This window comes from Roseibacterium elongatum DSM 19469 (assembly GCF_000590925.1).
Classification (GTDB): domain Bacteria; phylum Pseudomonadota; class Alphaproteobacteria; order Rhodobacterales; family Rhodobacteraceae; genus Roseibacterium; species Roseibacterium elongatum.
Genome location: NZ_CP004372.1, coordinates 83,030 through 109,596 on the forward strand (window position 1 = coordinate 83,030; position 26,567 = coordinate 109,596).

22 protein-coding genes and 3 pseudogenes are annotated in these 26,567 nt (G+C 66.7%); 14 read left to right on the top strand and 11 right to left on the bottom strand.

The window, feature by feature from the left end:
* Nucleotides 1-20 precede the first annotated feature (20 nt).
* Together rpiA and ROSELON_RS00415 are read right to left on the bottom strand one after the other, a co-directional pair.
* Nucleotides 21-809, bottom strand: a complete 789-nt coding sequence (rpiA, locus tag ROSELON_RS00410; RefSeq protein WP_025310495.1) for a ribose-5-phosphate isomerase RpiA — start codon at nucleotides 807-809, stop codon at nucleotides 21-23.
* 73 nt (nucleotides 810-882) lie between these two features.
* On the bottom strand, nucleotides 883-1,584 hold the full coding sequence (locus ROSELON_RS00415; RefSeq protein WP_025310496.1) for a thiamine diphosphokinase: 702 nt from the start codon (nucleotides 1,582-1,584) through the stop codon (nucleotides 883-885).
* 104 nt (nucleotides 1,585-1,688) lie between these two features.
* On the opposite strand from ROSELON_RS00415, the gene ROSELON_RS00420 reads away from it, so the two are divergent.
* The gene (locus tag ROSELON_RS00420) at nucleotides 1,689-4,358 is read left to right on the top strand and encodes a hypothetical protein (protein WP_156945642.1); all 2,670 of its coding nucleotides are present in this window, start codon (nucleotides 1,689-1,691) and stop codon (nucleotides 4,356-4,358) included.
* A gap of 50 nt (nucleotides 4,359-4,408) precedes the next feature.
* Here the strand turns inward: ROSELON_RS00420 and ROSELON_RS00425 are convergent, their stop codons facing one another.
* Both ROSELON_RS00425 and ROSELON_RS00430 read right to left on the bottom strand, forming a co-directional pair.
* Nucleotides 4,409-4,666 carry a DUF2842 domain-containing protein gene (locus tag ROSELON_RS00425; protein WP_025310498.1) on the bottom strand — a complete coding sequence of 86 codons (258 nt, stop codon included), beginning with the start codon at nucleotides 4,664-4,666 and terminating at the stop codon, nucleotides 4,409-4,411.
* A 51-nt stretch (nucleotides 4,667-4,717) separates the two neighbouring features.
* Nucleotides 4,718-6,015: pseudogene (locus ROSELON_RS00430) on the bottom strand (adenylosuccinate synthase).
* Between the two features lie 304 nt (nucleotides 6,016-6,319).
* Here ROSELON_RS00430 and secG point away from each other — a divergent pair.
* Nucleotides 6,320-6,688 (top strand): preprotein translocase subunit SecG, encoded by a 369-nt coding sequence (secG, locus tag ROSELON_RS00435; RefSeq protein WP_025310499.1) that lies wholly within the window; start codon nucleotides 6,320-6,322, stop codon nucleotides 6,686-6,688.
* A 184-nt stretch (nucleotides 6,689-6,872) separates the two neighbouring features.
* On the top strand, nucleotides 6,873-8,516 hold the full coding sequence (locus tag ROSELON_RS00440) for a CTP synthase (RefSeq protein ID WP_025310500.1): 1,644 nt from the start codon (nucleotides 6,873-6,875) through the stop codon (nucleotides 8,514-8,516).
* A 102-nt stretch (nucleotides 8,517-8,618) separates the two neighbouring features.
* Here the strand turns inward: ROSELON_RS00440 and ROSELON_RS00445 are convergent, their stop codons facing one another.
* Both ROSELON_RS00445 and ROSELON_RS00450 read right to left on the bottom strand, forming a co-directional pair.
* On the bottom strand, nucleotides 8,619-9,827 hold the full coding sequence (locus ROSELON_RS00445; RefSeq protein WP_025310501.1) for a DegT/DnrJ/EryC1/StrS family aminotransferase: 1,209 nt from the start codon (nucleotides 9,825-9,827) through the stop codon (nucleotides 8,619-8,621).
* A 48-nt stretch (nucleotides 9,828-9,875) separates the two neighbouring features.
* Nucleotides 9,876-10,583, bottom strand: coding sequence for an HAD-IA family hydrolase (locus tag ROSELON_RS00450; protein ID WP_245605385.1), 708 nt, complete (start codon nucleotides 10,581-10,583; stop codon nucleotides 9,876-9,878).
* Nucleotides 10,584-10,680: 97 nt separating this feature from the next.
* Here ROSELON_RS00450 and glmU point away from each other — a divergent pair, with 97 nt between their 5' ends.
* The 5 genes and pseudogenes from glmU (at nucleotide 10,681) to ROSELON_RS18975 (ending at nucleotide 15,161) form a co-directional block, all read left to right on the top strand.
* The gene (gene glmU, locus ROSELON_RS00455) at nucleotides 10,681-12,048 is read left to right on the top strand and encodes a bifunctional UDP-N-acetylglucosamine diphosphorylase/glucosamine-1-phosphate N-acetyltransferase GlmU (protein ID WP_038650002.1); all 1,368 of its coding nucleotides are present in this window, start codon (nucleotides 10,681-10,683) and stop codon (nucleotides 12,046-12,048) included.
* Between the two features lie 29 nt (nucleotides 12,049-12,077).
* Nucleotides 12,078-13,890: pseudogene (glmS, locus tag ROSELON_RS00460) on the top strand (glutamine--fructose-6-phosphate transaminase (isomerizing)).
* The gene (locus ROSELON_RS00465) at nucleotides 13,887-14,483 is read left to right on the top strand and encodes a GNAT family N-acetyltransferase (RefSeq protein WP_025310504.1); all 597 of its coding nucleotides are present in this window, start codon (nucleotides 13,887-13,889) and stop codon (nucleotides 14,481-14,483) included. The pseudogene glmS and the gene ROSELON_RS00465 overlap by 4 nt, the downstream one beginning before the upstream one ends.
* The gene (locus tag ROSELON_RS18970; protein ID WP_342665309.1) at nucleotides 14,459-14,743 is read left to right on the top strand and encodes a DNA alkylation repair protein; all 285 of its coding nucleotides are present in this window, start codon (nucleotides 14,459-14,461) and stop codon (nucleotides 14,741-14,743) included. Before ROSELON_RS00465 ends, ROSELON_RS18970 begins: the two co-directional genes overlap by 25 nt.
* A 31-nt stretch (nucleotides 14,744-14,774) precedes the next feature.
* On the top strand, nucleotides 14,775-15,161 hold the full coding sequence (locus tag ROSELON_RS18975) for a DNA alkylation repair protein (RefSeq protein ID WP_342665310.1): 387 nt from the start codon (nucleotides 14,775-14,777) through the stop codon (nucleotides 15,159-15,161).
* Between the two features lie 54 nt (nucleotides 15,162-15,215).
* Here ROSELON_RS18975 and ROSELON_RS00475 read toward each other — a convergent pair whose 3' ends face one another.
* The gene (locus ROSELON_RS00475; RefSeq protein ID WP_025310505.1) at nucleotides 15,216-16,187 is read right to left on the bottom strand and encodes a threonine dehydratase; all 972 of its coding nucleotides are present in this window, start codon (nucleotides 16,185-16,187) and stop codon (nucleotides 15,216-15,218) included.
* Nucleotides 16,188-16,300: 113 nt separating this feature from the next.
* Between ROSELON_RS00475 and ROSELON_RS00480 the strand changes: the two genes are divergently transcribed.
* From ROSELON_RS00480 to ptsP, 4 genes are all read left to right on the top strand, one after another.
* Nucleotides 16,301-16,945 (top strand): SDR family oxidoreductase, encoded by a 645-nt coding sequence (locus ROSELON_RS00480; protein WP_025310506.1) that lies wholly within the window; start codon nucleotides 16,301-16,303, stop codon nucleotides 16,943-16,945.
* Nucleotides 16,946-17,115: 170 nt separating this feature from the next.
* The gene (locus ROSELON_RS00485; RefSeq protein WP_025310507.1) at nucleotides 17,116-18,354 is read left to right on the top strand and encodes an aspartate kinase; all 1,239 of its coding nucleotides are present in this window, start codon (nucleotides 17,116-17,118) and stop codon (nucleotides 18,352-18,354) included.
* Between the two features lie 111 nt (nucleotides 18,355-18,465).
* The gene (locus ROSELON_RS00490) at nucleotides 18,466-19,626 is read left to right on the top strand and encodes a mandelate racemase/muconate lactonizing enzyme family protein (protein ID WP_025310508.1); all 1,161 of its coding nucleotides are present in this window, start codon (nucleotides 18,466-18,468) and stop codon (nucleotides 19,624-19,626) included.
* A 108-nt stretch (nucleotides 19,627-19,734) separates the two neighbouring features.
* Nucleotides 19,735-21,975: a phosphoenolpyruvate--protein phosphotransferase gene (gene ptsP / locus ROSELON_RS00495; protein ID WP_025310509.1), complete on the top strand. Its 2,241-nt coding sequence runs from the start codon at nucleotides 19,735-19,737 to the stop codon at nucleotides 21,973-21,975.
* A gap of 129 nt (nucleotides 21,976-22,104) precedes the next feature.
* Here ptsP and ROSELON_RS00500 read toward each other — a convergent pair whose 3' ends face one another.
* Complete coding sequence (locus ROSELON_RS00500) at nucleotides 22,105-22,710, bottom strand: flavin reductase family protein (RefSeq protein ID WP_025310510.1); 606 nt, start codon at nucleotides 22,708-22,710, stop codon at nucleotides 22,105-22,107.
* Nucleotides 22,711-22,796: 86 nt separating this feature from the next.
* Here ROSELON_RS00500 and ROSELON_RS00505 point away from each other — a divergent pair, with 86 nt between their 5' ends.
* Complete coding sequence (locus tag ROSELON_RS00505; protein ID WP_025310511.1) at nucleotides 22,797-23,285, top strand: GNAT family N-acetyltransferase; 489 nt, start codon at nucleotides 22,797-22,799, stop codon at nucleotides 23,283-23,285.
* A 6-nt stretch (nucleotides 23,286-23,291) separates the two neighbouring features.
* Here ROSELON_RS00505 and ROSELON_RS19140 read toward each other — a convergent pair whose 3' ends face one another.
* From ROSELON_RS19140 to ROSELON_RS17190, 3 genes and pseudogenes are all read right to left on the bottom strand, one after another.
* A complete protein-coding gene (locus ROSELON_RS19140) occupies nucleotides 23,292-23,948 on the bottom strand; it encodes a GMC family oxidoreductase (RefSeq protein WP_407059676.1) in 657 nt (218 codons plus the stop codon).
* 123 nt (nucleotides 23,949-24,071) lie between these two features.
* Nucleotides 24,072-24,967, bottom strand: a pseudogene (locus ROSELON_RS19145) (GMC family oxidoreductase); the annotation flags it as partial.
* Nucleotides 24,968-25,000: 33 nt separating this feature from the next.
* A complete protein-coding gene (locus ROSELON_RS17190; protein ID WP_025310512.1) occupies nucleotides 25,001-25,531 on the bottom strand; it encodes a flavodoxin family protein in 531 nt (176 codons plus the stop codon).
* Between the two features lie 158 nt (nucleotides 25,532-25,689).
* Here ROSELON_RS17190 and ROSELON_RS00520 point away from each other — a divergent pair, with 158 nt between their 5' ends.
* Nucleotides 25,690-26,562 (top strand): S-methyl-5'-thioadenosine phosphorylase, encoded by an 873-nt coding sequence (locus ROSELON_RS00520; protein WP_025310513.1) that lies wholly within the window; start codon nucleotides 25,690-25,692, stop codon nucleotides 26,560-26,562.
* Nucleotides 26,563-26,567: the final 5 nt, after the last annotated feature.

Below are 26,567 nucleotides of genomic sequence, written 5' to 3' on the forward strand. Positions count from 1 at the left end.
CGGTGGCGCGGCGCGGATGCTCAGTCGCCGTTATCGGCAAACAGGTTCTCGCCGCCCACCAGATCGACGCGCTCGTGCTCGACCGTGCCGTTGTTGATGTCGCGCACCTCGACGGTGCCATCGGCATTTCCGATCACGAGGATGTCGCAGATATCGAGGAACAACCCATTCTCGACCACGCCGGGGATCTGGTTGAGCACCAGGCTGAGCTGCGCCGGGTTCGAGATGCGGCGCAGGTGCAGATCGAGAATGAAATTGCCCTCGTCGGTGCGGAACGGCTCGGATCCGTTCAGGCGCAGGCTTGCCGCGCGGCCCAGAACCTCGACATTCGACAGCATCTCTTCGATCAACGCCTTGGTCGTCTGCCAGCCAAAGGGAATGACCTCGACCGGCAGCGGAAAGGTGCCCAGGCGGTCCACCTCTTTGGACAGATCGGCGATCACGATCATCTGATCGCTGGCGGTGGCCACGATCTTTTCGTGCAGCAGCGCGCCGCCACCGCCCTTGATCAGGTTCAGGTTGGGGTCGAACTCGTCCGCGCCGTCGATGGTCAGGTCCAGCCAGCGCACCTCGTCCAGCGTCTTGACGGTGATGCCCACCTCGCGCGCCAGATCGGCGGTGCGTGTCGAGGTGGCGACGCCGGTGATCATCATGCCGTCCTCGCGCACCAGCTCGCCCAGACAGCGTACCATCCAGGCCGCGGTCGACCCGGTGCCCAAGCCCACGCGCATCCCGTCCTCGACGAAATCAACCGCCCGGCGGGCGGACACGTATTTTGCCTTGTCGATGGGCGACAGCTCGGCCGGCATGGGCGGTCTCCGTTTGCTAAAAGGGGGCGCTCGGTTCCCCGTCTTTAGCCAAAGCCGACGCCCTGTGCGAGTGCTAAACGCGCGCCGCCAGGGCCGACAGGACCGCGTCGAGATGCGTGCGTGGCAAAATCGCCAGCATCCCCGCCGCGTCGAATCGCAGCCGAACACGCGGGGCGACGGTTTCGTTCGATGTGCCGATCCGCGACGCGGGATGAAAGGCAAGATCGTCGACCGGCCACCGCAGCCCCGTGGCCCGTCCACGCACGCCGGCCAGCGGAAACAGTGACAGGCGTGTGCCCACAGGCAGGTCCAGAGCAACCTCGCCCTGCACGTGAAAAACGATGTCGCAGGCCCCCAGGATGACGCAGGCCCGTTCGGGCCGCGCGACCAGCGTGTGATAGGCCGCAAGTTCATGGTCGATCCGCGCGCCGGCAAAGCCCACGGCGATGACCAGCCGCGCCGTGACCGACCGCAGCGCCTTGTCGAAATCGGTGCTGTCCTGTTCGGTTATGGGAACGAGACGCCCCTCCAGACGGGCCCGATCGCGCGGGTCCAGTGAATCCATGTCGCCGATCACCGCCTCGGGCATGTGGCCGGCGGCCAGGGCGGCCCCCGCCCCACCATCGGCGGCCACCAGCGCGGGCGCCCGCGCAAGGGCAAGGTCCAGATCGCCCGGCGCCACGACGCCGCCCCCCAGAAGAGTGACCGCCTCGCCGAGGTTCAACAATGGCGCTTCTGCGGGCAAAATCTGTCCTCCGGGGCCGGCAATCTCCATCGGACTGCCCTAATCCGGGCACGATGTTTTGCAATCAATTTGTGTCAAGGCAATTCAAGATGGTAAATTCCGGGTGCCCCCGGGCGAAATGAGTGATGGTCGAAATGGGTGATGCAAACAAGATCCTGACGGTTTCCTACGGTACGTTCTCGTGCACGTTGGAGGGATTCGACGAACCCTTCTCGGCAATGAAGGCGATCGCGGAATACTTCCGCGACCTCGCGGCGGAGGACCGCTATTTCGGGGCCGAGCCCCCCACCCCCGACGCCGAGGCCCTGCATCGCATCACCGAGGCGGCCATCCATCGCCGCATCGAAGCCCGGTTCACCGAGAACAGCCTGATCATGCGCCCGGACGACAGTGTCGCGCCGGACGCGGTGACCGACATGCCCGAGACGGGTTTGCGCGGCTCCGAGACGCTTGCACCGACCGCCGAGGATACGCCCGAGGTCGATCCGACTGTGGCCACGGAAGATACCGCGCCCGAGGTCGAGGTTGACGCGACGGAGGGCGCGGAAGATCTGCCGCCCGAGGACCCGCAGGACGCTGCCGCGCCCGAGCCTAGCGACACGCCCGAGCAGACCGAGGCCGAGCCCCCCGCGCCGACCGTCCTCGCGGCCCCCGTCGCCGAGCCCGGTTCCGACGAGGAAGGGATCGTCGCATCCCTGCCCGAGTTGGAAGACCTGCCCGAGCTGGACGACGCCACCACCGAGGCGTCAGCGCCCGACCACGATCAGGCCGAGGCGGAACCCGAGGACAGCGCCGAGGCGGCAGTCGCAGAGGACGACACCCCGGACGGACAGGCCGGCCGCGACGCTGAGCATACCTCGGACCCATCGGATGCGTCGATCCCCGAAGGCGCGGACACGCTGATCGCGATGGCCGCCGCCATGGCAGCTGCGAATGCCGCAAGCGAGTTTGCCGCGTCAGACGACGCCGACCCCGTCGCCGAGGATGACATTGCAGATGCGCCCATCGCCGCGGATGACATGGACATGCCCGTGGCCGGTTCCGACCTGGCTGACACCGCATACGAGGAGGACGGCGCCGACGATTTCTTCGCCGACGCGACCGACACCCTTGCCGCATGGACGGCCGAGGACACCGAGGCCCTTTTGGGTGAGGCGCGCGCGGTCGAGGGCGACTCGGTCGCGGCGCGGCTGGCGCGCATCCGCGCCGCCGCCATGGCCGAGAGCGCCGAAGAGGATGACAGCGCCGCCGATCCGGTGCAGCGCGATGCCGTGACCCCCGCCGAGGGTATAGATACCCCCGCTGCCGCAGCGGATGAGGACTGGCGCGGCGAGGCCGCAGACAGCGCCCAGGCCGAGGACACGATCGCCGCCGTCTCGGCCCTGTTGCAGGACGAGGCGCTGCCAGCCGTCACGCAAGGCACCGACGACGAGGCGACCGACACCCGCCCGGTCCCCCAGCCCGAGCCGGAGGAGACCGCCGAGACCGCAGAAGCGGACCCATCCGGCACGGACGCAGGCCTCGACCCCGAGGCTGAGGCCGCACTTCAGGCCGAACTGGCCGCGATCGCGGCGGCAAGCCGCCCGGACGAGGTCGGCACGACCGGCCGCGAAGAGGATGAGGATGAAGAGCAAGACGCGGATGCGGATGCGGATGCGGACGCGGATGAAGCATCCCCCCGGGCCGAGCAGAAAGCCGCCCAGTCGGGGACCGCGGAATTGCCGCAAGGCCGCGACACCGACATGGATCGGCTGTTCAATGCCACCGACAGCCGCCTGTCCAACGCCGAAACCAGCCGGCGCCGCGCCAATATCCAGCATCTCAAGGCCGCCGTGGCCGCTCAGGATGCCGACCGCAAACTGGCGCAGGTGCAGGGCACCGCGACGGAACCCGAGGACCAGACGAGCGAATACCGCGAGGATCTGGCACGGGTGATGCGCCCCAGCCGCGTCCGGGTAAATGTCAAACGCCGCAAGGCCGCGCGCCCGGCGCCGCTGGTCCTCGTCTCGGAACAGCGCGTCGATGCCGACCCTGCCGAGACGCCGACACACCCCGTGCGCCCGCGTCGCGTCAGCGCCGCCGATGCCCGCGCGCCGCGCCCCTCGGCCGTCGATGCCACGCCCATACCGGGTCCGCAGCACGCGGAGGCCGAGCCGCAGCCAAGCCGCGCGATCGACACCATGCCGCCGGTCGAAAGTGTTGCGCAAAGCCTCGATGCGGCCGCGACCGGCACCGACGCCACAGCGCTGCCGCCGGCGCAGGACGACACCCCGCCGCCGCCGCGCAAGATGTCGAACTCGCTGGCCTTTCTGGCCGAGCGGGCCGGACTGGCGATGAGCGGCGTGACACGCCGCATCGCGCCGCGCGCGGAGCAGCCCGCCGCCGCTGAGGCCAACCCGGCACCCGTGATGCAGCCTGCCCCGCAGACACCCGCGCCCGCAGAGCAGCCCGCCCCCGGCTCACCCGCGCCCGAGGCCGTCGCCACGCCGCCCGAAACCCCGGCCCCGCAGGCCGATGTGCCCGATCATGTCGTCCGCTTCATCCAGAAACTCGAAGCCAGCGACGTGACCGAGATCGAAGAGGTTGTCGAGATGGGCGCGCGCTACATCACCCACGATCTGGGCGAGACGACATTCCGCTACCGCCAACTGATCCGCCTTGTCCGGATCGCCACCGAAGACAGCATCCATCGCGACGAGGCGGTCGAAGCGATCGCGAAGCTGCGGCGCAGCGGTGTTCTTGTCGAGGATCAACCCGGCCAGCTTGCGCTTGCGCCCGAGGATGGCACCCGCAGCCAGGCCTGACGCCACGGCGGCCAGGCTGACGCTGCGATCTTCGGTGCCGGCGGGCCGGCTTAGCGATCCCCGTCGCGATCGGTGTCGCGATTGGTGTCGGGGGGTGCGTCCGGGTCGGCTTGGCCCACGCCCAGGAAAACCGACTTGAACGGGATCGCCCATACGAACCCCAGGATCACGTAAACCGCCAGCTCGACCCAGATCGAGGGGCGTTCGAACAGGCTGATGATGAACCACGCCGCTGCGATATAGGCCGGCAGACCGAAAAGCAGGATGAAGATCGACCAGCGCTTTCTGGCCTTGTAGCTGAGGGCCATGGGTATCCCTTTTCCGGGTTGTGGCGCGTGCCCACAGGGCCGCGCCCCTTGTCAATCGGCGAACGGATCGGTGACGAGGATGGTATCATCGCGTTCCGGCGAGGTGGAGAGTAGGGCGACCGGGCATTCGATCAACTCTTCGATCCGGCGCACGTATTTCACGGCCTCGCCCGGCAGGTCGGCCCAGCTGCGCGCGCCTTCGGTCGATTCGGACCAGCCCGGCATCTCTTCGTAGATCGGCACGCAGCGCGCCTGCTGGTCGGCCGCCGTCGGCAGGTAATCCAGCCGCTCACCGTCCAACTCGTAGGCGACGCAGATTTTCAGGGTTTCGAACCCGTCCAGCACGTCGAGCTTGGTCAGAGAGATGCCCGACACACCCGAGGTCGCGCAGGTCTGACGGACAAGGGCCGCGTCAAACCAGCCGCAGCGCCGCTTGCGCCCGGTTGTCGTGCCGAATTCATGCCCGCGTTCACCAAGGCGCAGCCCGTCGGCATCGTCCAGTTCGGTCGGAAACGGCCCTTCGCCGACACGTGTGGTGTAGGCCTTGACGATACCCAGCACGTAGTCGATGGCCCCCGGCCCGATGCCCACGCCCGTGGCGGCCTGCCCCGCGATCACGTTGGACGAGGTCACGAAAGGATAGGTGCCGAAATCGATATCCAGAAGCGCGCCCTGCGCCCCTTCGAAGAGGATCCGTTTGCCGGCCTTGCGCTTTTCGGTCATCACCTTCCAGACTGGGCCGGCATACGCCAGGATCTGCGGCGCGATTGCCTTGAGTTGCGCGATGAGGGCGCTGCGGTCGACCGGGTCGACTCCCCAGCCCCGTGCGCAGGGCATTGTGATGGGTCAGCCGCCCGGTCCACCCGCGCCTCCAGCGTGGCATCGTCGGCCAGATCCGCCACCCGGACCGAGCGGCGGCCGACCTTGTCCTCGTAGGCCGGGCCGATGCCGCGCCCGGTGGTCCCGATCTTGGCACCCTTGCTGGCGGCCTCTTCGCGGGCGCGGTCCAGTTCGCCATGAATCGGCAGGATCAGCGGCGTGTTCTCGGCGATCATCAGCGTCTCGGGCGTGATCTCGACCCCCTGCGCGCGGATCGTTTCGATCTCGGTCAACAGGTGCCACGGGTCCAGCACGACGCCATTGCCGATCACGCTCAACTTGCCGCCGCGTACGACACCAGACGGTAGTGCGTGCAGCTTGTAGACCGCCCCGTCGATGACCAGCGTGTGACCGGCGTTGTGCCCGCCCTGAAAGCGCGCGATCACGTCGGCGCGCTCGCTCAGCCAGTCAACGATCTTTCCCTTGCCCTCGTCGCCCCACTGGGCCCCGACCACGACAACGTTCGCCATTTTCGCTGATCCTCTATCCTTGCTGGCCCGCCCGGGCGAAAACCGCGGCAGCTATAGCCGTGCCAGAGCGCGGGGAAAACCGGTTTCTCGGTCTTGCGACAGGGCGACAGGACCGAAACGCGGTGTCGACGGGCCCGCCGGGCGTCGGCCTGCGACGAAAAAGGCCCGATCTTTTCAGCCGTCCGATATTTTCCTTGCCAACCAGCGCCCAGATCGCCTTAAAGTTGTGTCGTGCAGGTCTTGCGGCGGCCTGTCGCATCTCATAAGTAGGCGCAAATCCAAGCTCGGCCGCAAGGACCCGCCAATGGAAAACGTCATTCTTGTCGTCCACCTTATCCTCGCGATCTGCCTGATCGGCGTCGTGTTGCTGCAGCGTTCCGAAGGGGGCGGCCTGGGCATGGGCGGCGGGGGCGGTGGTGCCATGACGGGCCGTCAGGCGGCGACCGCGCTCGGCAAGCTGACCTGGGCCTTTGCCATCGCATTCTTGGCGACCTCGATCACGCTGACGATCATCGCCGCGCAAAACTCGGCCAGCGACTCGGTCCTCGACCGGATCGGCGTCAGCACCCCCACCGATGCCGATGTGGATGACGATGTGGTCCTGCCGCCGGTGGATGACCTGTTGCCGCCCATCTCGGGCGACGCCCCGGCCCTGCCGCCGCGCGCGGACTGAGACCTGAGCGCGGCGGGCTGGCCCGCCGCATATTTTGGGCCAACACCCCAAACCCTCACATGATCTAGCGGGAGCGCTTGAAGAGCGCAGCGAAAACCTGTTATGCTCAAATCCCGTGGCCTAGGGATTGGGGCTTTGGATTCGGTTTGCCTCCGACGCCCCCGACACGGGAGAGACTTCGAACATGGCGCGCTTCATTTTCATCACCGGCGGTGTGGTGTCCTCGCTTGGCAAGGGGTTGGCATCGGCGGCGCTTGGGGCTTTGTTGCAGGCGCGTGGCTTCACCGTCCGGCTGCGCAAGCTGGACCCCTACCTGAACGTCGATCCCGGCACGATGTCGCCCTTCGAGCATGGCGAGGTGTTCGTCACCGATGACGGTGCCGAGACGGACCTGGACCTTGGCCATTACGAACGCTTTACCGGGGTCGCCGCGCGCAAGACCGACAGCGTATCCTCGGGGCGGATCTATTCCAACGTGCTCGAGAAAGAGCGCCGTGGTGACTACCTGGGCAAGACGATCCAGGTGATTCCGCACGTCACGAACGAAATCAAGGATTTCATCTCGATCGACGAGGACGAGGTGGATTTCATGCTGTGCGAGATCGGCGGCACGGTGGGCGACATCGAGGGCCTGCCGTTCTTCGAGGCAATCCGCCAGTTCAGCCAGGAAAAGCCGCGCGGGCAGTGCCTGTTCATGCATCTCACGCTGCTGCCCTACATCAAGGCCTCGGGCGAGCTGAAGACAAAGCCCACGCAGCATTCGGTCAAGGAACTGCGCTCGATCGGGCTGGCGCCCGATATCCTCGTGTGCCGGTCGGAAGGCCCGATTCCCCAGAAAGAGCGCGAGAAACTGGCCCTGTTCTGCAATGTGCGCCCCGACGCCGTCATCGCCGCGCAGGATCTGAAGTCGATCTACGAAGCGCCTCTGGCCTATCACCGCGAGGGCCTGGATCAGGCCGTGCTGGATGCATTCCAGATCAGCCCGGCCCCGAAACCCGATCTCAGCCGGTGGGAGGACGTGGCCGACCGCATCCACAACCCCGAGGGCGAGGTGCGCGTGGCCATCGTGGGCAAATACACGCAGCTTGAAGATGCCTACAAATCCATCGCCGAGGCCCTGACGCATGGCGGCATGGCCAACCGGGTGCGGGTAACGGCCGACTGGATCGACGCGGAAATCTTCGAACGCGAAGACCCGACACCCTATCTCGAGGACTTCGACGCGATCCTGGTGCCGGGCGGCTTTGGCGAGCGCGGCACCGAAGGCAAGATCAAGGCGGCCGAGTTCGCCCGCACCCGCAAGGTGCCCTATCTCGGTATCTGTCTGGGCATGCAGATGGCGGTGATCGAAGCGGCCCGCAACCTGGCCGACCTGGGCGATGCGGGGTCGGAGGAGTTCGATCACGAGGCCGGGAAAAAGCGTTTCACGCCGGTGGTCTACCACCTGAAGGAATGGGTGCAGGGCAATTACAAGGTCACGCGCAAGGCCGATGACGACAAGGGCGGCACGATGCGGCTGGGCGCCTATGATGCGGTGCTCAAGGACGGGTCGCGGGTGGCCGAGGTCTATGGCGCGACACAGATCGAGGAACGCCACCGCCACCGCTACGAGGTCGATATCAAGTACCGCGACGCGCTGGAGGACAAAGGGCTTGTCTTTTCCGGCATGTCGCCGGACGGCCGCCTGCCCGAGATTGTCGAAGTCGCCGATCACCCGTGGTTCATCGGGGTGCAGTTTCACCCCGAACTGAAGTCGAAACCCTTTGCGCCACACCCGCTGTTCGCGGATTTCATTCGCGCCGCCAAGGAAAACTCCCGCCTCGTCTGAGAGACAGGGCCGGTTTTCTCAAGAAAACCGAACGGAAAACCACGGGTTTTCCAAACGAAAATCTCGAGATTTTCGCGCCCGGCAAGCCGGATGTCGGGGCCTTTACTCGGCGACGCGCGGCATGGCGGCCATCACCTCGTCGCGGATGATCTCGGCGATCAGGCCCGCGTCGGCGACGGAAAATGTCAGCGGCAGGCGCATGTCGATGAGGCCGGCAAGGATCGCATCGGTGCGCGGCAGCGATTGCGGCGGTGCATAACGCCAGCTGTCATAGCGGGATGTGAAGGCCACAGGCTCCTCAGCACCGAACCATTTCAACTCGACACCCCGCGCGGCGCAGCCCCGCAGGACCGTTGCAATCGTCGTGGGCGCGGCACCCGGCAGGCGAAACTGGATGGAGGATCCGACGATCGACTCGCGCGCGTCGCGCTTGATCACGGCCAGTCCGGGGGTGTTGCGCAGGCCGTCTTCGACCGTCGTGTAAAGGTCGTTCCACCGGGCCACCTGACGTGGCAGGTCGGCCAGTTGAACCCGCAGGATCGCCGCACGCAGATGATCCATGCGGCCGGACACATTGGGGGTCGCCCACTTTACCTTTTCGAACGTTTCCACAGGCGGACTGGCCGTGTGACGGGGGTAAAGCATATAGCTTCCCGATAACAATACAGCGCGCGCCATGACCTCGGGATCGTCCGAGATCACCAGCCCGCCCTCGCCGGAATTGATGTGTTTGTAGGTCTGTGTCGAATAGCAGCCGATCAGCCCGTGCCGCCCCGACGGGACACCGTTCCACGCCGCGCCCATGGTGTGCGCGCAATCCTCGATCACCGCGACACCGGCCGCGTCGCAGATGCGCATCAGCCGATCCATGTCGCAGATATGTCCGCGCATGTGGCTGAGCAGCAGGACCTTTGCGCCACTGTCCACCACGCGTCGGGAAAGGTCGTCGAGATCGATGGTCAACGCCTCGGTCGTCTCGACAAAGACCGGCTCGGCCCCGACGCTGGCGATCGCCCCCGGCACGGGAGCGAGCGTGAAACCGTTCGACAGCACCTTGTCGCCCGGCCCGACCCCCAGCGCACGCAGGGCGCAGGACATGGCATACCCGCCTGAGGCGACGGCAAGCGCGTATTTGGCGCCGGTAAAGGCGGCGAATTCCTCTTCGAGATGCGCGACCTCGCCGACCTCGCCCTCGGCCAGATTGTAGCGATGCAGCCGCCCGGTACGCATGACGGCGATCGCGGCCTCGATCGCGGCCTCCGGCAAGGACTCTTGCTGGGTGAAACTGCCTGTGAAAACGCGTTTTTCCATGCTCAGACCATCACTGCCGCGGGGGCGGGCGTCAATCCGACGCCGCCGTCAGGGGATAAGAGTGTCGAGGACGCGATCGAGATCGTCGAAATGATCGAGCAGCGCCTCGGGTGACAGGTCGGCCACGGCCCGCCCCGTCGGGCCAAAGGTGACGAGGGCACAGGGCACGCCCGCGGCGCGCGCCGTCGCGCGATCGGTGACGGTATCGCCGATCAGGATCGAGCGCGCCACATCCCCGCCCGCCCCGGTGACGGCGGCGCGATAGGGGGCGGGGTCGGGCTTGCGCACCGGCAGCGTATCGGCCCCGACAAGCGAGGTGAACAGCCCCAGGATGCCCAGCCGCTCGAGCAATTGCACGGCCAGCGCCTCGGGCTTGTTGGTGCAGATGCCCACGCCGACACCGGCGGCGTGCAGACGTTCAACGGCCGCGACGGCCCCGGGATAGAGCGTGGTGTGCTCGTCGATCGCCCGACCATAGGCGGCCAGCAACAAGGGATAGCCCCGCTCGATCACGTCGTCTGACGCCTCAAGGCCCATCCGTGTGCAGGCCAGGTGCAGCATCGCGCGACCGCCCCGAAAGGCCGTGGCATCATCGGCCCCCCGTGTCAGATGCGGCGCATGCCCCATTTCGACCAGCGCAGCATTGGCGGCCGCGATCAGGTCCCCGCTGGTATCGGCCAGCGTTCCGTCGAGATCGAAAATCACCGTGCGTGTCATCAAGGCCCCCATTGCGACCGTCGGCAGATAATTGCCCATGCTTGAAACAGGCTGACGGGCAAAGTGACCGGGCACTTGCTTGGCACCCCGACCCCGCTTGGATAGAACGCGGCCAAGCAAAGGGAAACCCGGATAAATGGCGCAGAACTCTCCTCGACCCATCGCCCTGATCGTGCTGGCCGCCGGTGCCGGGACGCGCATGAAATCGGACCTTCCGAAACCGCTGCACCCGATCGGTGGGGCGCCGATGATCGCCCATGCGCTTGCGGCCGGGCGTGCATTGGAGCCGGCGCGGATCGTCGTTGTCACAGGCCACGGGGCCGAGGCCGTGGAAACCGCCCTGGACGAGATCGCGCCCGAGGTCGTCTGCGTCCGCCAGGACCGGCAACTGGGCACGGGCCATGCCGTCTTGCAGGCGGCCCCGGCGCTGGAGGGGTTCGAGGGCGACGCGGTGGTCCTCTATGCCGACACCCCCTTTGTCAGCGCGGCCACCTTGCGCAGCATGCAGGCTGCGCGCGCCGACCATGACATCGTGGTGCTTGGGTTTCGCGCCGCTGATCCAGGCCGCTACGGCCGCCTGCTGATGGAGGGCGAGCGCCTGGTCCGCATCGTCGAGGCCAAGGACGCCACGCCCGAACAGCTTGGCATCGACTTGTGCAACTCGGGGCTGCTGGCGGCGGATGCCGGCCAGTTGATGAGCCTGCTGGCACAGGTCGAAACCGATAACGCGGCGGGCGAATACTACCTGACCGATCTGGCCGAGATCGCCGCGTCGCAGGGCCTGTCGGCCACGGCGATCCTGTGTTCCGAGGCCGAGACGCTGGGCATCAACTCGCGCGCGGAACTGGCCGCCGCCGAAGCGCAGTTTCAACGCCTGAAACGCGCCGAGTTGCTGGACAATGGCGTCACCATGACCGCGCCCGAGACGGTCATCCTGTCGGCCGACACATGGGTGGGGCGCGACGCCACGGTCGAGCCCTATGTCGTCTTCGGCCCTAGCGTGACGGTGGAATCCGGAGCCACGATCCGCGCGTTTTCGCATCTCGAAGCGGCCCATGTCAGCGCCGGCGCCATCGTCGGCCCCTATGCCCGGCTACGGCCCGGCGCAGAGATCGGAAACGACGCCCATATCGGAAATTTCGTCGAGGTGAAGGCCGCGCGGATCGGCGAAGGTGCCAAGGTCAATCACCTCACCTATATCGGCGATGCCGAGATCGGCGACCGAACGAATGTCGGGGCCGGCACGGTCACCTGCAATTACGACGGTGTCTTCAAGCACCGTACTGTCATCGGAAAGGACACGTTCATCGGATCGGACACCATGCTGGTGGCGCCGGTGCGCGTGGGGGACAAGGCGATGACGGCCTCGGGGTCGGTGATCACGCGGGATGTGCCCGACGGGGCCATGGCCCTGGCGCGGGCGAAACAGGTCGACAAGCCCGGGCTGGCCATACGCCTGATGACACGCTTGCGCGAGGCAAAGGCAGCACGGGCCAAGGACTAGCGGCCAGAGCAGAAAAGGACGGACTTCGCATGTGCGGCATCATAGGTGTACTGGGCGATCACGAGGTCGCGCCGATCCTCGTCGAGGCGTTGAAGCGTCTTGAATACCGGGGCTACGACAGCGCCGGCATCGCCACGGTGCAGAACGGCACCCTGGATCGGCGGCGCGCGGTGGGGAAACTGAACAATCTTTCGGATTTGCTGGTACACGATGCGCTGGCCGGCAAGGCGGGTATCGGGCACACACGCTGGGCCACGCATGGAACGCCGACCGTGGCCAATGCCCACCCGCATCGCGCCGGCCGCGTGGCGGTGGTCCATAACGGGATCATCGAGAATTACCGCGATCTGCGCATGCGGTTGAAGGATCGCGTGTTCGAATCCGAAACCGACACCGAAACGGTAGCGCAGCTCTGCGAGTCGTTTCTGGAGGCGGGCCTGCCCCCCCGCGACGCCGCGGCCGAGACCCTCAAGCATCTCGAAGGCGCCTTCGCGCTGGCCTTTCTCTTCGATGGCGAGGATGACCTGATCGTCGCCGCGCGCAAGGGCAGCCCCTTGTGCATCGGCCATGGCGACGGCGAGATGTTCGTCGGCTCGGATGCCATCGCGCTGGCCCCCCTGACCAATATGATCACCTATCTCGACGAGGGGGATTATGCGTTCATCACGCGCGCCGGGGTCGAGATTCGCGATGCCGCGGGACGCCTGGCCAACCGCGAAGCACAAACCATCTCGGCTCAGGCGACACAGATCGACAAGGCCGGGCACAAACATTTCATGTCCAAGGAGATCTTCGAACAACCCACGGTCCTGGCCGAATGCCTGACGCATTACGCCCCGGGCGACCGTGTGGCCCTGCCCGAGGACGCCCTTGATTTCGCACAGACCGATCGCCTGATCCTGGTGGCCTGCGGCACGGCGAACTATGCCTGCCTCGTCGCGAAATACTGGTTCGAGCAACTGGCCGGCCTGCCCTGCGAGGTCGATATCGCAAGCGAGTTCCGCTACCGCGCGCCGCCGGTGTCCGAGGCCGCCACGGCTCTGTTCGTCAGCCAGTCGGGCGAAACGGCCGATACCCTCGCCGCGTTGCGCTATGCCAGCGACAAGGCCGCGCGGATCATATCCGTCGTCAACGTGCCGCAAAGCTCGATCGCACGCGAAAGCGACCTGGCGCTGCCGATCCTTGCCGGGGTCGAGGTTGGCGTCGCGTCGACCAAGGCGTTCATGAACCAGTTGGGCGTTCTGGCCAATCTCGCCATCCTCGCGGCGCGACAGCGCGGCCACATCGACGCCGCGCGCGAGACCGAACTGTTGGCAACCCTGCGCGCCGTGCCCGGCCTGGTGAACCAGGCCCTCGCCCTCGAAGAGCGCATCCAGAAACAGACCGGCAAGCTGGCCGAGGCGCGCTCGGTCCTGTTCCTGGGGCGCGGCGCGATGTTCCCGCTGGCGCTTGAGGGTGCACTGAAACTGAAGGAAATCAGCTACATACACGCCGAAGGCTATGCCAGTGGCGAACTCAAGCACGGGCCCATCGCCCTTGTGGACAAGACCGTCCCGGTGATCGTCATGGCCCCGCGCGACGCCCTGTTCGACAAGACCGTGTCGAACATGCAGGAGGTCTTGGCCCGTGATGGGCGCGTCTGGCTGATCACCGATGCCGAAGGGGCCGAGATCGCGGGGGACGGCGTCTGGCAAACGCTGATCATACCGCGGATCGAGCCCGATCTTTGCGCCCATGCTTTATGCCGTGCCGGCACAGTTGATCGCCTATCATACAGCCCTGCACAAAGGCACCGATGTGGACCAGCCCCGCAACCTGGCCAAGTCGGTGACGGTGGAATGAGCTTGCCGGGCGCGGCCACGCTGGCGCTGACGGGCCGGCATGTCCGGCTTGTGCCGCTCTCCCGCGACCATGCCGATGCCTTGGGTGCCGCCTCGGCCGAAGGTCGGCTGGACCGGCTGTGGTACACCAGCGTGCCGACGCCCGACGGGATGCCGGCCGAGATCGACCGTCGGCTGGCCCTGAAAGCTGCGGGCAGCATGCTGCCCTTTGCCACGCTCGATGCCACCGGGCGGCCCGTTGGCATGACCACCTACATGAACATCGACGCCGGCCTGCCACGGGTCGAAATCGGCTCGACCTGGATCACCCCCGCGGCGCAGCGCGGCCCGCTGAACACCGAGGCGAAGCGTCTGATGCTGGCCCATGCCTTCGAGGTCTGGAGATGCACGGCGGTCGAGTTTCGCACCCATCGCCTGAACACCCAGTCGCGGCGCGCCATCGAACGGCTTGGCGCGCAACTCGACGGTATCTTGCGCGCGCATATGCGGATGCCGAACGGCACCCTGCGCGACACGGCCGTCTATTCCATTACCGCGCCCGAATGGCCCGCCATACGCAGCCATCTCGATTGGCAGTTGGAGCGCCCGAGGTGACGCCCGAGGCCGCATTGGCGACGCTGAGGGCCGAAGCCAACCCCGCGCGCGCCGCGCAGATGCACGCCTATCACAAGATCGACCGCCCCTATCTGGGCCTGTCAAACGGACGGGTGGCCGAACTGGCAATCGCGTGGCGCAAGGCGACCACCCTGCCCGCGCGCGTGGCCTTGGCCCAAGGACTATGGGCCAGCAACATCCACGAGGCGCGGATCGCGGCGGCCAAGCTGTTCCTGCAGGGCCCGCATTCGCCCCGATGACAGCGCCGCCTGGGCCTGCCTTGCCGGTTTCGTGCCCGCGTTCGACAGTTGGGCCATTGCCGATGCCGTGGCGCAGGCCGGGGCCAAGCGCGTCGTGGCGGACCCGTCGCGGCTGGACGAGATCGAGGGCTGGACGCGCGCGGATGACCTGTGGACGCGCCGTGCCGCGCTGATCTTCACCCTGCCCTTCACCAAGTTGCGCCACCCGACCCCGATGGAGCGGGCCGCCCGTGACCGCATCCTGGGATGGTGCGCGGGCTATGCCGATGACCCCGCGTGGTCCATCCAGAAAGCGGTGGCATGGTGGGTGCGCGAGCTGTCGAAAAAAGACGCCGCGCGCGCCCGCGCCTTTCTGGACGCTCATGGCGAGCGCCTGAAACCCTGGGCCGCGAAAGAAGCCGCGCGCCATCTGTCCTGAGGCGCCGTTTTCGCCGGCGAAAACCGGTCGGAAAAGCCGGCTTTTCCGGCGCCCTCAGGCCTCGGGCACCCCGCCTTGCATCACGGTCAGGAACCAGTCGGTGTCGATATTGCCACCACACAGGATCACGCCGACCTTCTTGCCCGCCATCGCCGCGCGTTCCTGCATCAATCCGACCAGTGGGGCCGCCCCTGCGCCTTCGGCAAGGTTGTGGGTATCGCGATAATAGATGCGGATCGCCTCGGCCACCTCGGCATCCGACACGGTGAGGATGCGCGCGGCCTTTTGGCCGTAGATCTCCAACGCCTCGGCGACGGGGACGCGCACCGCCATGCCATCGGCAAAGGTGCGCGCGCTGTCGGTGGCGATCAATTCGCCCGCCTCGGCCGACAATTTTGCGGTCTGGGCGTTTTCACTGACGACGCCCACGATCTCGGCCTTGGCACCCAGCGCGTCGCGCGCAAGGATCGTGCCGCAGATGCCCGAGCCGCAGCCGATGGGCACATAGATCGTGTCGAGGTCGGGCACGGCCGAGAACAGCTCATACCCGTAGGTCGCCACCCCCCGCACCAGTTCGGGGTGAAAGGGCGGCACGAGGAACAGGCCCTCGGCCTCGGCGACGTGGATGGCCTCTTCACGGGCGGTGTCGAAATCTTCGCCGAACTCGATCACCTCGGCCCCGAAGGCCCGCATCGCCGCGTTCTTTTCCACCGAATTGCCGCGCGGGACATAGACCTTGGCGGTCAGCCCGGCAGCGACGGCGGCGCGCGCCTGCCCCTGACCGTGATTGCCGCGCGTCGCGGTGCAGATGCCCGGCACATCCGGGTGCGTCCGCCGCAGCCAGTCGATGAAGGTGATCGCGCCGCGCACCTTGAACGAGCCGGTCGGCGTGTGGTTCTCGTGCTTGATCCAGACCTCGGCCCCGAAGCGTGCGGCCAGTTGCGGCCACGCATATTGCGGGGTCGGCTGCATCTGCGTGGTGACAAGGGCGTGGGCGGCCTGAAGGTCGGAGTGGGAAAACTGCATGCGGGCCTCGGGGGAGTGTGTTCTGCCCGCTCACCCTATCGAGCCACCCCCTGCTTGCAAGGCACCGATGGCGGGGCCTAGGGTCGCGGCACAGCCAGAGGGAGACACCGGCCATGACCATCCTGATCACCGGCGCAAATCGGGGCATCGGCAAAGGGCTGACCGATGGCTATGTGGCGCGCGGCGAGACCGTCATCGCGACGGCGCGCGCCGCCGATGGGTGCCTGCCCCTCGATGTGAGCGACCCGGCCTCGGTCGCGGCGCTGGCCGAGCGGCTGCAGGGCCAAGCCATCGATACGCTGATCTGCAATGCCGGGATCTACCCCGACAAGGGCCAGTCGCTCGACCATGGCTACCCGCCCGATATGTGGGCCGAGGTCTTTGCCGTGAACGTCACCGGGGTCTTTCTGACGGTGCAGGCGCTCCTGCCCAACCTGTCCATGGCCGCCGCGCCGAAAATCGCCATCATCTCAAGCCAGATGGGATCGGATACGCGGGCGCCGGGGGGCAGCTACATCTACCGCGCGTCGAAGGCGGCGGCGCTGAACCTCGGGCGGAACCTGGCGACAGACCTGCGCCCGCGGGGCATCGCCGTCGGCATCTACCACCCCGGCTGGGTCCGGACCGACATGGGCACGGACGCCGCCGAGATCGGCCCGGAGGACAGCGTGACGGGCCTGATCGACCGGTTCGACGCACTGTCGCTGGAGACGACCGGCTGTTTCGAGACATGGGACGGGAGGGCGCATCCCTATTGAGGACGCATCGCCCCGGCGTGCCGCACGGGGCGACCCGTCGGGGGCGCTGCCCCCGGACCCCCCGGACGTATTTCCGCCAAGAAGACGGGGCCGAAGGCATCAAACACCTTGCGGCAAAGGGGCCAGCGGCCTAAGAGGCGCCCGGTAACAAAGAGGGACGGGGCGCGCATATGCCCATTCTGGTCATGAAGTTCGGCGGCACAAGCGTGGGTTCGCTCGACCGCATCCATCGCGCCGCCAAGCGGATCGGCCGCGAGGTGGCCAATGGCTATGACGTGATCGTCATCGTCAGCGCCATGTCGGGCGAGACGAACAAGCTGGTCGGCTATGTCGAGGAAACCTCGCCGCTGTTCGATGCGCGCGAGTATGACGCCGTCGTGTCCTCGGGCGAGAACGTGACCGCCGGGTTGATGGCGCTGACCCTGCAGGAAATGGATGTTCCGGCGCGCAGTTGGCAGGGCTGGCAAGTGCCGGTGCGCACAACCAGCGCCCATGCCAGCGCCCGGATCGAAGAGATCCCCAGCGACAACATTCTGGCCAAGTTCTCGGAGGGCATGCGTGTCGCCGTCGTGGCGGGCTTTCAGGGCATCAGCCCCGAGGGCCGCATCACCACGTTGGGGCGCGGCGGGTCCGATACCACGGCCGTGGCCTTTGCCGCCGCCTTTGAGGCCGAGCGCTGCGATATCTACACCGACGTGGACGGCGTCTACACCACCGATCCGCGCATCACGGCCAAGGCGCGCAAGCTGGACCGCATCGCGTTCGAGGAGATGCTCGAACTGGCTTCGCTCGGGGCCAAGGTGCTGCAGACACGGTCGGTCGAACTGGCCATGCGCTACAATGTCAAACTGCGGGTTCTGTCGAGTTTCGAGGAACCCAGCGATGAAGCGGGCACGCTGGTCTGTGCCGAGGAGGATATCGTGGAAAGCAATGTCGTGGCCGGGGTCGCCTATTCCCGCGAGGAAGCCAAGCTGACGCTGACCCATGTCGAGGACCGGCCCGGCATCGCCGCCGCGATCTTTGGCCCGCTGGCCGATGCCGGCGTGAACGTGGACATGATCGTGCAGAACATCTCGGATGCGGGCACGACCGACATGACCTTTTCCTGCCCGGTCAACGAGGTGAAGCGTGCCGAAAAGGCCCTTGCCGCGGCACGTGAGGCCAACGAGATCGGCTTTGCCGAGCTGATCGCCGATACCGAAGTCGCCAAGGTCTCGATCGTGGGCATCGGCATGCGCAGCCATGCGGGTGTCGCCGCCAAGATGTTCAAGACGCTGCGCGACGAGGGCATCAACATCAAGGTCATCACCACATCCGAGATCAAGGTCTCGGTGCTGATCGATCGCAAATACATGGAACTGGCCGTTCAGGCGCTCCATGATGCGTTCGAACTGGACAAGGCCGCCTGACAGGGCACATGGCCACGCCCGACGGTCCAATGGTTTGCGGGCCTTGACACCACAGCCGCAAAGCCCACCCTGACGGCTGCGACCAGGGGACGGGGACAGGGGGGCGCACCCATGCGCATCATCGATATCTGCGAGGTGACGAAACCGATCGCCTCGCCCATTCGCAACGCCTATATCGACTTTTCCAAGATGACGGCCAGCCTGGTGGCCGTGGTGACCGATCAGGTCCGCGACGGGCGGCGGGTCGTTGGCTATGGGTTCAACTCGAACGGGCGCTACGGGCAAGGGGGGCTGATCCGCGAGCGGTTCCGCGACCGGGTGCTGTCCGCCGATCCCGATAGCCTGCTGGACGAGGCCGGCCTGATCGACCCCGAAAAGGTCTGGGCTGCGATGATGACGAACGAGAAACCGGGCGGGCATGGCGAACGCTCGGTCGCGGTGGGCACGATCGACATGGCGGTCTGGGATGCGGTGGCCAAGATCGCGGAAAAACCGTTGTTTCACCTGTTGGCCGACAGCGAAGGCCGCGCGCCAGAACCGCGCGTGTTCGTCTATGCGGCGGGCGGCTACTACTACCCCGGCAAGGACGACACGCAGTTGCGCACCGAGATGCGCAGCTACCTCGAACGTGGCTATACCGTCGTCAAGATGAAGATCGGCGGCGCCCCCATCGACGAGGATCGTCGCCGGATCGAGGCCGTGCTGGACGAGATCGGCCCTGACGCGCAACTGGCCGTAGATGCCAATGGCCGCTTCGATCTGGAAACCGGCATCGCCTATGCCAAGATGCTGCGCGACTATCCGCTGTTCTGGTACGAAGAGGTCGGTGACCCGCTGGACTACCAGCTTCAGGCCGCGCTGTCCGAATTCTACCCCGGCCCGATGGCCACGGGCGAGAACCTGTTCAGCCACCAGGATGCGCGCAACCTGCTGCGCTATGGCGGCATGCGACCCGATCGCGACTGGCTGCAATTCGACTGCGCCCTGTCTTACGGGCTGGTCGAATACCGCCGCACGCTGGCGGTGCTGGATCAACTGGGCTGGTCGCGGCGGCGCTGCATCCCCCATGGCGGGCATCAGATGTCGCTGAACATTGCCGCCGGTCTGGGCCTTGGCGGCAATGAAAGCTACCCCGATCTGTTCCAGCCCTATGGCGGGTTCCCCGACGGGGTGCAGGTGATCGACGGCCATATCACCATGCCCGACCTGCCCGGCATCGGGTTCGAGGGGAAATCCGACCTGATCGCGGAAATGCGGGCCTTGGCCGAGTGACAGGCCGGACCCGGCGTTAACCCATCTTTCGTTGCGCGCCCCTGTCCTCGCAAGGTAGGACTTTGATCTGTGGCAGCCGGAAACACGGCGCCAGAGGGCATGAGGGCGATGGTCGAGCAATCCGAAAGTGAAAGTCGCAAGCTGCTGTCACGGCTGCAGGCCGTGATGGCCGACGCGGCCGCCGGACAGGAACGGCTGGATCGCATCACGCACCTGATCGCGGATTCGATGGGGTCCGAGGTGTGCTCGATCTACCTGTTGCGCGATTCCGACACGCTGGAGCTTTGCGCCACCCAGGGCCTCGCGCCCGAGGCGGTACATGTCACCCGCATGCGCATCGGCGAAGGGCTGGTTGGCCGGGTTGCCCGACAGGCCCGGCCGGTCAACACCGCCAACGCCCCGGCCGAACGTGGCTTTCGCTACATGCCGGAAACCGGGGAAGAGGCCTATTCCTCGTTCCTTGGCGTGCCGATCCAGCGGTTGGGCGAGCGCCTGGGCGTTCTGGTGGTGCAGTCGAAGGAAGCGCGCGAGTTTTCGGGCGACGAGGTCTATGCCCTCGAAGTGGTCGCCATGGTGATCGCCGAGATGACCGAACTGGGCGCCTTTATCGGCGAAGGCGCCGCGATGCGCGCGCGCCATCAGCAACAGGTCCTGTTGCGGGGCTCGGTGGCGCAGGAAGGCACCGCGATGGGCCATGTCTGGCTGCACGAGCCGCGCGTCGTCGTCACCCGCCCCGTCGCCGACGACCCCGATACCGAGTCCGAGCGCCTGCGCGCCGCCGTGGCGCAGTTGCGCCTCGACGTGGACGAGATGCTGACCCGCGCGCCCGGATCGGATACCGAGCAGCGCGAGGTGCTGGAAGCCTACCGCATGTTCGCCCGCTCGCGCGGCTGGATGCGCCGCATGGAAGAGGACATCCAGCGTGGCCTGTCGGCCGAGGCCGCCGTCGAAAAGGAGCAATCGACCGCCCGCGCGCGGATGGAGACCCTGCCCGACGCCTATCTGCGCGAGCGCTTGCATGACCTCGACGACCTGTCGAACCGGCTGCTGCGCCTGCTGACCGGGCAGGGCAAGGATACCGGCGCCGAATTGCCGCCCGATCCGATCCTCGTGGCGCGCAATATCGGGCCTGCGGAATTGCTCGACTACGGCCGGCGCCTCAAGGGCGTCGTGCTCGAGGAGGGCTCGGTCGGCAGCCACGCCGCCATCGTGGCGCGGGCGCTGGCGATCCCGCTGGTCATCCACGCCAGCCGCATCACCACCGAGGCGCTGAACGGCGACCCGATCATGCTGGACGGCGATCAGGGCATCGTCCATCTGCGCCCCGAAGAGGCCGTGGCCGAGGCGTTCCGCGACAAGCTGGCAATGCAGGCCGAAGCGCAGGAGCGCTATGCCTCGATCCGCGACAAGCCCGCCGAAAGCCTGTGTGGTACGGTCGTGTCGCTTCAGATGAATGCCGGGCTGATGGCCGATCTGCCCTCGCTGCCCTCGTCGGGGGCCGATGGTGTCGGCCTGTTCCGCACGGAATTGCAGTTTCTGACCCGAAACAAGGTGCCGCGCCGGGGCGAACTGGCGGCGCTCTATGCGCGTGTCATGGATGCAGCCCAGGGCAAGCGCGTGGTGTTCCGCACCCTCGATATCGGGTCGGACAAGGTGCTGCCCTACATGAAACCCACCGAAGAGCCGAACCCCGCCCTGGGCTGGCGCGCGATCCGGGTGGGGTTGGACAAACCGGGCGTCATGCGGATGCAACTGCAGGCGCTGATCCGGGCCGCGAACGGCCGCCCGCTGTCGGTGATGTTTCCCTTCATCGCCCAGCTCGAGGAGTTTACCGCCGCCCGCGATCACCTGTTGCGCGAAATCGACCGCGAGGCGGCCCTGGGCCGTGCCCTGCCGGAAACGCTGGAAATCGGCGCGATGCTGGAAACCCCCAGCCTTGCCTTCGCGCCGCGCCAGTTCTTCGAGATGGCCGATTTCATCTCGATCGGCGGCAATGATCTCAAGCAGTTCTTCTTCGCCGCCGACCGCGAAAACGAGCGCGTGCGCAAGCGCTACGACACGCTGAACGTCTCCTTCCTGACCTTTCTGGAGCAGATCGTGCATCGCTGCTCGGAGACCGGCACCTCGCTCAGTTTCTGCGGCGAGGATGCGGGCCGCCCGCTCGAGGCGGTCTGCTTTGCCGCCATGGGTCTGCGCACGCTATCGATGCGCCCGGCGTCGATCGGGCCGGTCAAATCCCTGCTGCGCCGCGTCGATCTGCGCGAGGCGCGCAGCATCATCAACGAGGCCCGCGCCGAAGGCTGCCAATCGGTACGGCCTGCCGTGATGGCCTGGCTGCGCCGTCAGTGACGCCCTGGCAGCCGGGTGTGGATGGCCCGGCCGCAGGCGCAGCCTGCCGGGTCCGGCGTGTGACCCCGCGCAGGCCTGCCTGCGCGGGGTCACTGGCGGAATGCCCCCCGCCTTTATGGGCCCCGCCCCTTACTCGCCCGGACGCTTGAGGCTGAACACCTCGCGCACGACCGAGTAATCGCGATACCCCAGGCGCGTCAGTGGATTGAACGACAAAACATCGAACATCCCGTCTTTCAGGCAATCGTCGCGCAGATGCACGCCAACCACCTCGCCGAAGACGGCAAAATTGGCCGCGCCTTCCAGTTTCACGATCTGCGTCAGCCGGCATTCCAGATTGGCCGGCGCCGCGGCCACCCGCGAACAGGGGATGGTTTCGCACGCCTCCCGCGTTATCCCGGCCAGATCGAACTCGTCGGTTTCCCTGGGCCAGGGCCCCGAGGTCTGGTTCATCACGTCGCGCATCGCGTATTCCACCACATTGACGCAGAACACCCCCGTATCGCGGATATTGGCGACGCTGTCCTTGGTGTCGCCGCGATCATCCTTGGCCGAGGTCGAGGCGAACATCACCTGCGGCGGCACATAGGCTACGGCATTGAAGAACGAATAGGGCGCCAGGTTTTCCGACCCGTCCGCGCCGCGTGTGGAAATCCAGCCGATGGGCCGAGGCGTGACGATCGCATTGAACGGGTTGTGTGGCAGGCCGTGGCCGTCCTCGGGGCGATAGAACATCTTGCTGCGTCTCCCTTCGCATGTTTGGCAAAGGGGTAGCGCCGTGCTAGGGCCGGGGCCAGAGGCAAGAGGGCTTTTTCCGACAGATGTATGCGTTGTCCCGCGAAACCGCCGATGACCGGTGGGAGGTCGAAGCGCTCTATGACCTGTGTTTCGCCCCCGGTCGCGAGGCCTTGTCGAGCTACCGCCTGCGCGACGGCATCGCGCCTGTCCATGCGCTCTGCCTCGTGGCGCGCGATCCCGATGGCATTCTCGGCGGCGCGATCCGGTTCTGGCCGGTGCGCGTCGGGCGCGCCGAGGCGCTGTTGCTGGGGCCGGTGGCCGTACACCCGACGCGACAGGGCGAGGGGCTGGGCGGCTTGCTGATCCGCGAGGGGGTCGAACGGGCCACGGACCTGTCATGGCCCCGCATCCTCTTGGTGGGCGATGCGCCGTACTATTCCCGGTTCGGGTTCCGGCAGTTGGACGGGGTCGAGATGCCGCCGCCCACCAACCCGGCGCGCGTGCTGGGCACGGGGAACTGGGCGGGCATCACCGGCCGGGTCACGCGCTGGGGCGCCGAGGAAGGGCACTGACCCCCGTCACCGCTCGCGCAGACGGTCCAGGATCATGTCGCTGGCCTTTTCCGCGATCATCGTCACCGGCGCATGGGTGTTGCCGCTGGTAATCGTCGGCATCACCGAGGCATCCGCGATCGACAGGCCGTCCATGCCCTTCAGCCGCAGGTCTGGCCCCACCACCGCGGCGTCGTCCACGCCCATGCGCGCCGTCGAGACCGGGTGGAAGATCGTCGTCGAGATATCGCCCGCCGCCGTCAACAGCATCTCTTCGCCATCGATCTCGGGCCCGGGCTTGATCTCGACGGGGTGGAACCGCGCCATGGCCGCGGTTGCCATCAGCCGCCGGGCATGGCGGATCGAGTCCACCGCCACCCGCTGATCGGTGGCGGCCGACAGGTAATTTGGCCGGATCGCCGGTGCCTTGGCCGGGTCCGGGCCGGTGACATGCACGCTGCCCCGGCTGTCGGGGCGCAGATTGCAGACCGACACGGTCAGGGCCGGAAACGAATGCAGCGGCTGGCCGAACGCCTCGAGCGACAGCGGTTGGACGTGATACTCGATATTCGGGGTGTCATGCTCGGGCGAGGAGCGCGTGAAGATGCCGAATTGCGACGGCGCCATGGCCAGCGGCCCGCGTCGGCGCAGCGCGTAATCCAGCCCGATTTTCAGCTTGCCCATTACCGTCGCGTAGTGATCGTTGAGGGTCTGCGCGCCCTCGATCCGATAGATCGTGCGGATCTGCAGGTGATCGGCCAGGTTTTCTCCGACACCGGGCGCATCAAGCGCCACATCGATCCCCAGCGATTGCAGCAGGTCCCCCCGCCCGATCCCCGACAATTCGAGGATCTTGGGTGTCCCGATGGCGCCGGCCGACAGGACGACCTCGCCCCGCGCCCGTGCATGGAAGACCTGCCCTTCCTGGCGAAAGGCCACGCCGGTCACCCGCCCCGATGCGAGCGTCAGGCTGTCCACCTCGGCCCCGGTCACGATGCGCAGATTGTCGCGATGCCGCGCGGGATCGAGAAATGCCTTGCGCGCGTTCCACCGCCATCCCCGACGCTGGTTGACCTCGAAATAGCCGGCCCCCTCGTTGTCGCCGCGATTGAAATCGTCGGTCCGGGGGATGCCCAGTTCCTGCGCGGCGTCGATGACCGCGTCCAGAACGGGCCAACTCAACCGCTGTTTTTCGACGCGCAGTTCGCCCGTGACGCCATGGGCCGCATCCCCGCCGCCGTGATGCCCCTCGGAGCGTTTGAAATAGGGCAGAACGTCGTCCCAGCCCCATCCGACATTGCCCATCTGACGCCACAGGTCATAATCTCGCGCCTGTCCCGCATGTAGATCATGCCGTTGATCGACGAACATCCGCCCAGCACCTTGCCGCGCGGATAGGCCAGCGCCCGCCCGTTCAGGCCCGGCTCGGCCTCGGTTTTCAGGCACCAATCCAGGCGCGGATCGCCCATCGCATAGAGGTATCCGACCGGCACATGCACCCAAGGGTGGTTGTCATGCCCCCCGGCCTCGAGCAAGAGCACACGCAAGCGCGGATCGGCTGACACCCGATTGGCCAGAACGCACCCGGCCGAGCCCGCCCCGACCACGATCACGTCCCACTCTCCGAAGCTGCGCGTCACACTGTCCCGCATCGCGTCCCCCCCTCTGCCCTGGTGCAAAAGGGCGTAGGCCATCCGCGGCATCGGGTCCAGCCGGATCGCGGCGCGGGGCGGCCCCTACAGGGTGATGTCGGCCGGAATGATGGGCCGTACGGCCGGCCGCTTCAGCAGCGGGGCAAGCCTGTCCAGAAAGCCGGAAATCCGGCTGCCGCCGGCGGCATCTGGCGATGCCGAGGGGATATCGCCCGCGCCCAGGCACAGGACCGCGGGGGTCAGCGCGCCGTCCAGACGCGCCAGATCGGTCTCGAGGCACGCCATGGCGCCCAACCGCCGACATGTCATGAAGACACCCGCCACCGGCGGCAGACGATCGGGCGCCGAGAGCAATCGGCGAAGTGGCGGCGCAAGACAGCCCCGCCAGATCGGCCCGCCCACGATCAGCAGATCGGCAGCGCCGATTGCCGGACGCACCGAGATGTCGGGCAAGATGCCGCGCACCGCATCGCTTTGGGCGCGCAGCCACCCGAAGGGGCCGTCGTAACGGGGGCAAATCACCTCCGAGATCTCCGCCCCGGTCGCCTTTGCCAGAAGGCGCGCAAGCGCGCGCGTGTGACCACTGCTTGAATACATGACGATCCGGGCCTGCATCGCGTTTCCCTTTCACCGGATATCTCATCATTTCGCATGAAATGATTTCGGATTGCCAGAAGAAACTGACACGCGGACTGTCAACTTGAGCGGTCTTGCATGTGACGGCATCTGGTGGTTCTGCTTGCATCGACAATCCAGCACAGGAGACGGATGGCATGGGCACCAAGATCGGGGTGATCGGCGGATCGGGCGTTTACGAGATTGACGGTCTGCAAGACGCGGCTTGGGTCGATATCGACAGCCCGTTCGGCGCCCCTTCGGACCAGATCCTGACCGGCCGACTGGGCGGGGTCGAAATGGCGTTTCTGCCGCGGCATGGGCGCGGCCATGTGCATTCGCCCTCGACCGTGCCCTACCGCGCCAATATCGACGCGCTCAAACGCCTTGGCGTCACGGATGTCATCAGTGTATCGGCCTGCGGATCGTTCCGCGAGGAGATGGCGCCTGGCGATTTCGTCATCGTGGATCAGTTCATCGACCGCACCTTTGCCCGCGAGAAGAGCTTTTTCGGAACCGGCCTCGTGGCCCATGTCTCGGTCGCCCACCCGACCTGCCCGCGCCTGTCGCAAGCCTGTCTCGAGGCCGCCCGCGCCGAAGGCATCAAGGTGCATGACGGCGGCACCTATCTGGCGATGGAAGGGCCGCAATTCTCGTCGATGGCGGAATCGAAACTGTATCGCGACGCCTGGGGCTGCGACGTGATCGGCATGACCAACATGCCCGAGGCCAAACTCGCCCGCGAGGCCGAGCTGTGTTACGCCTCGGTCGCGATGATCACCGATTACGACAGCTGGCACCCCGATCACGGGGCGGTGGATATCTCGGACATCATCGCCACCCTGACCGGCAACGCCGACAAGGCCCGCGCGCTGGTCGCCCGCCTGCCCGCCCTGCTGGGGCCCGAGCGCGCGCCCTGCCCCCATGGATGCGACCGCGCGCTGGAGCATGCGATCCTGACCGCGCCCGAAAAACGCGATCCCGCGATGATCGAAAAGCTGTCGGCCGTGGCCGGCCGCGTTCTGGGCTAGGACCG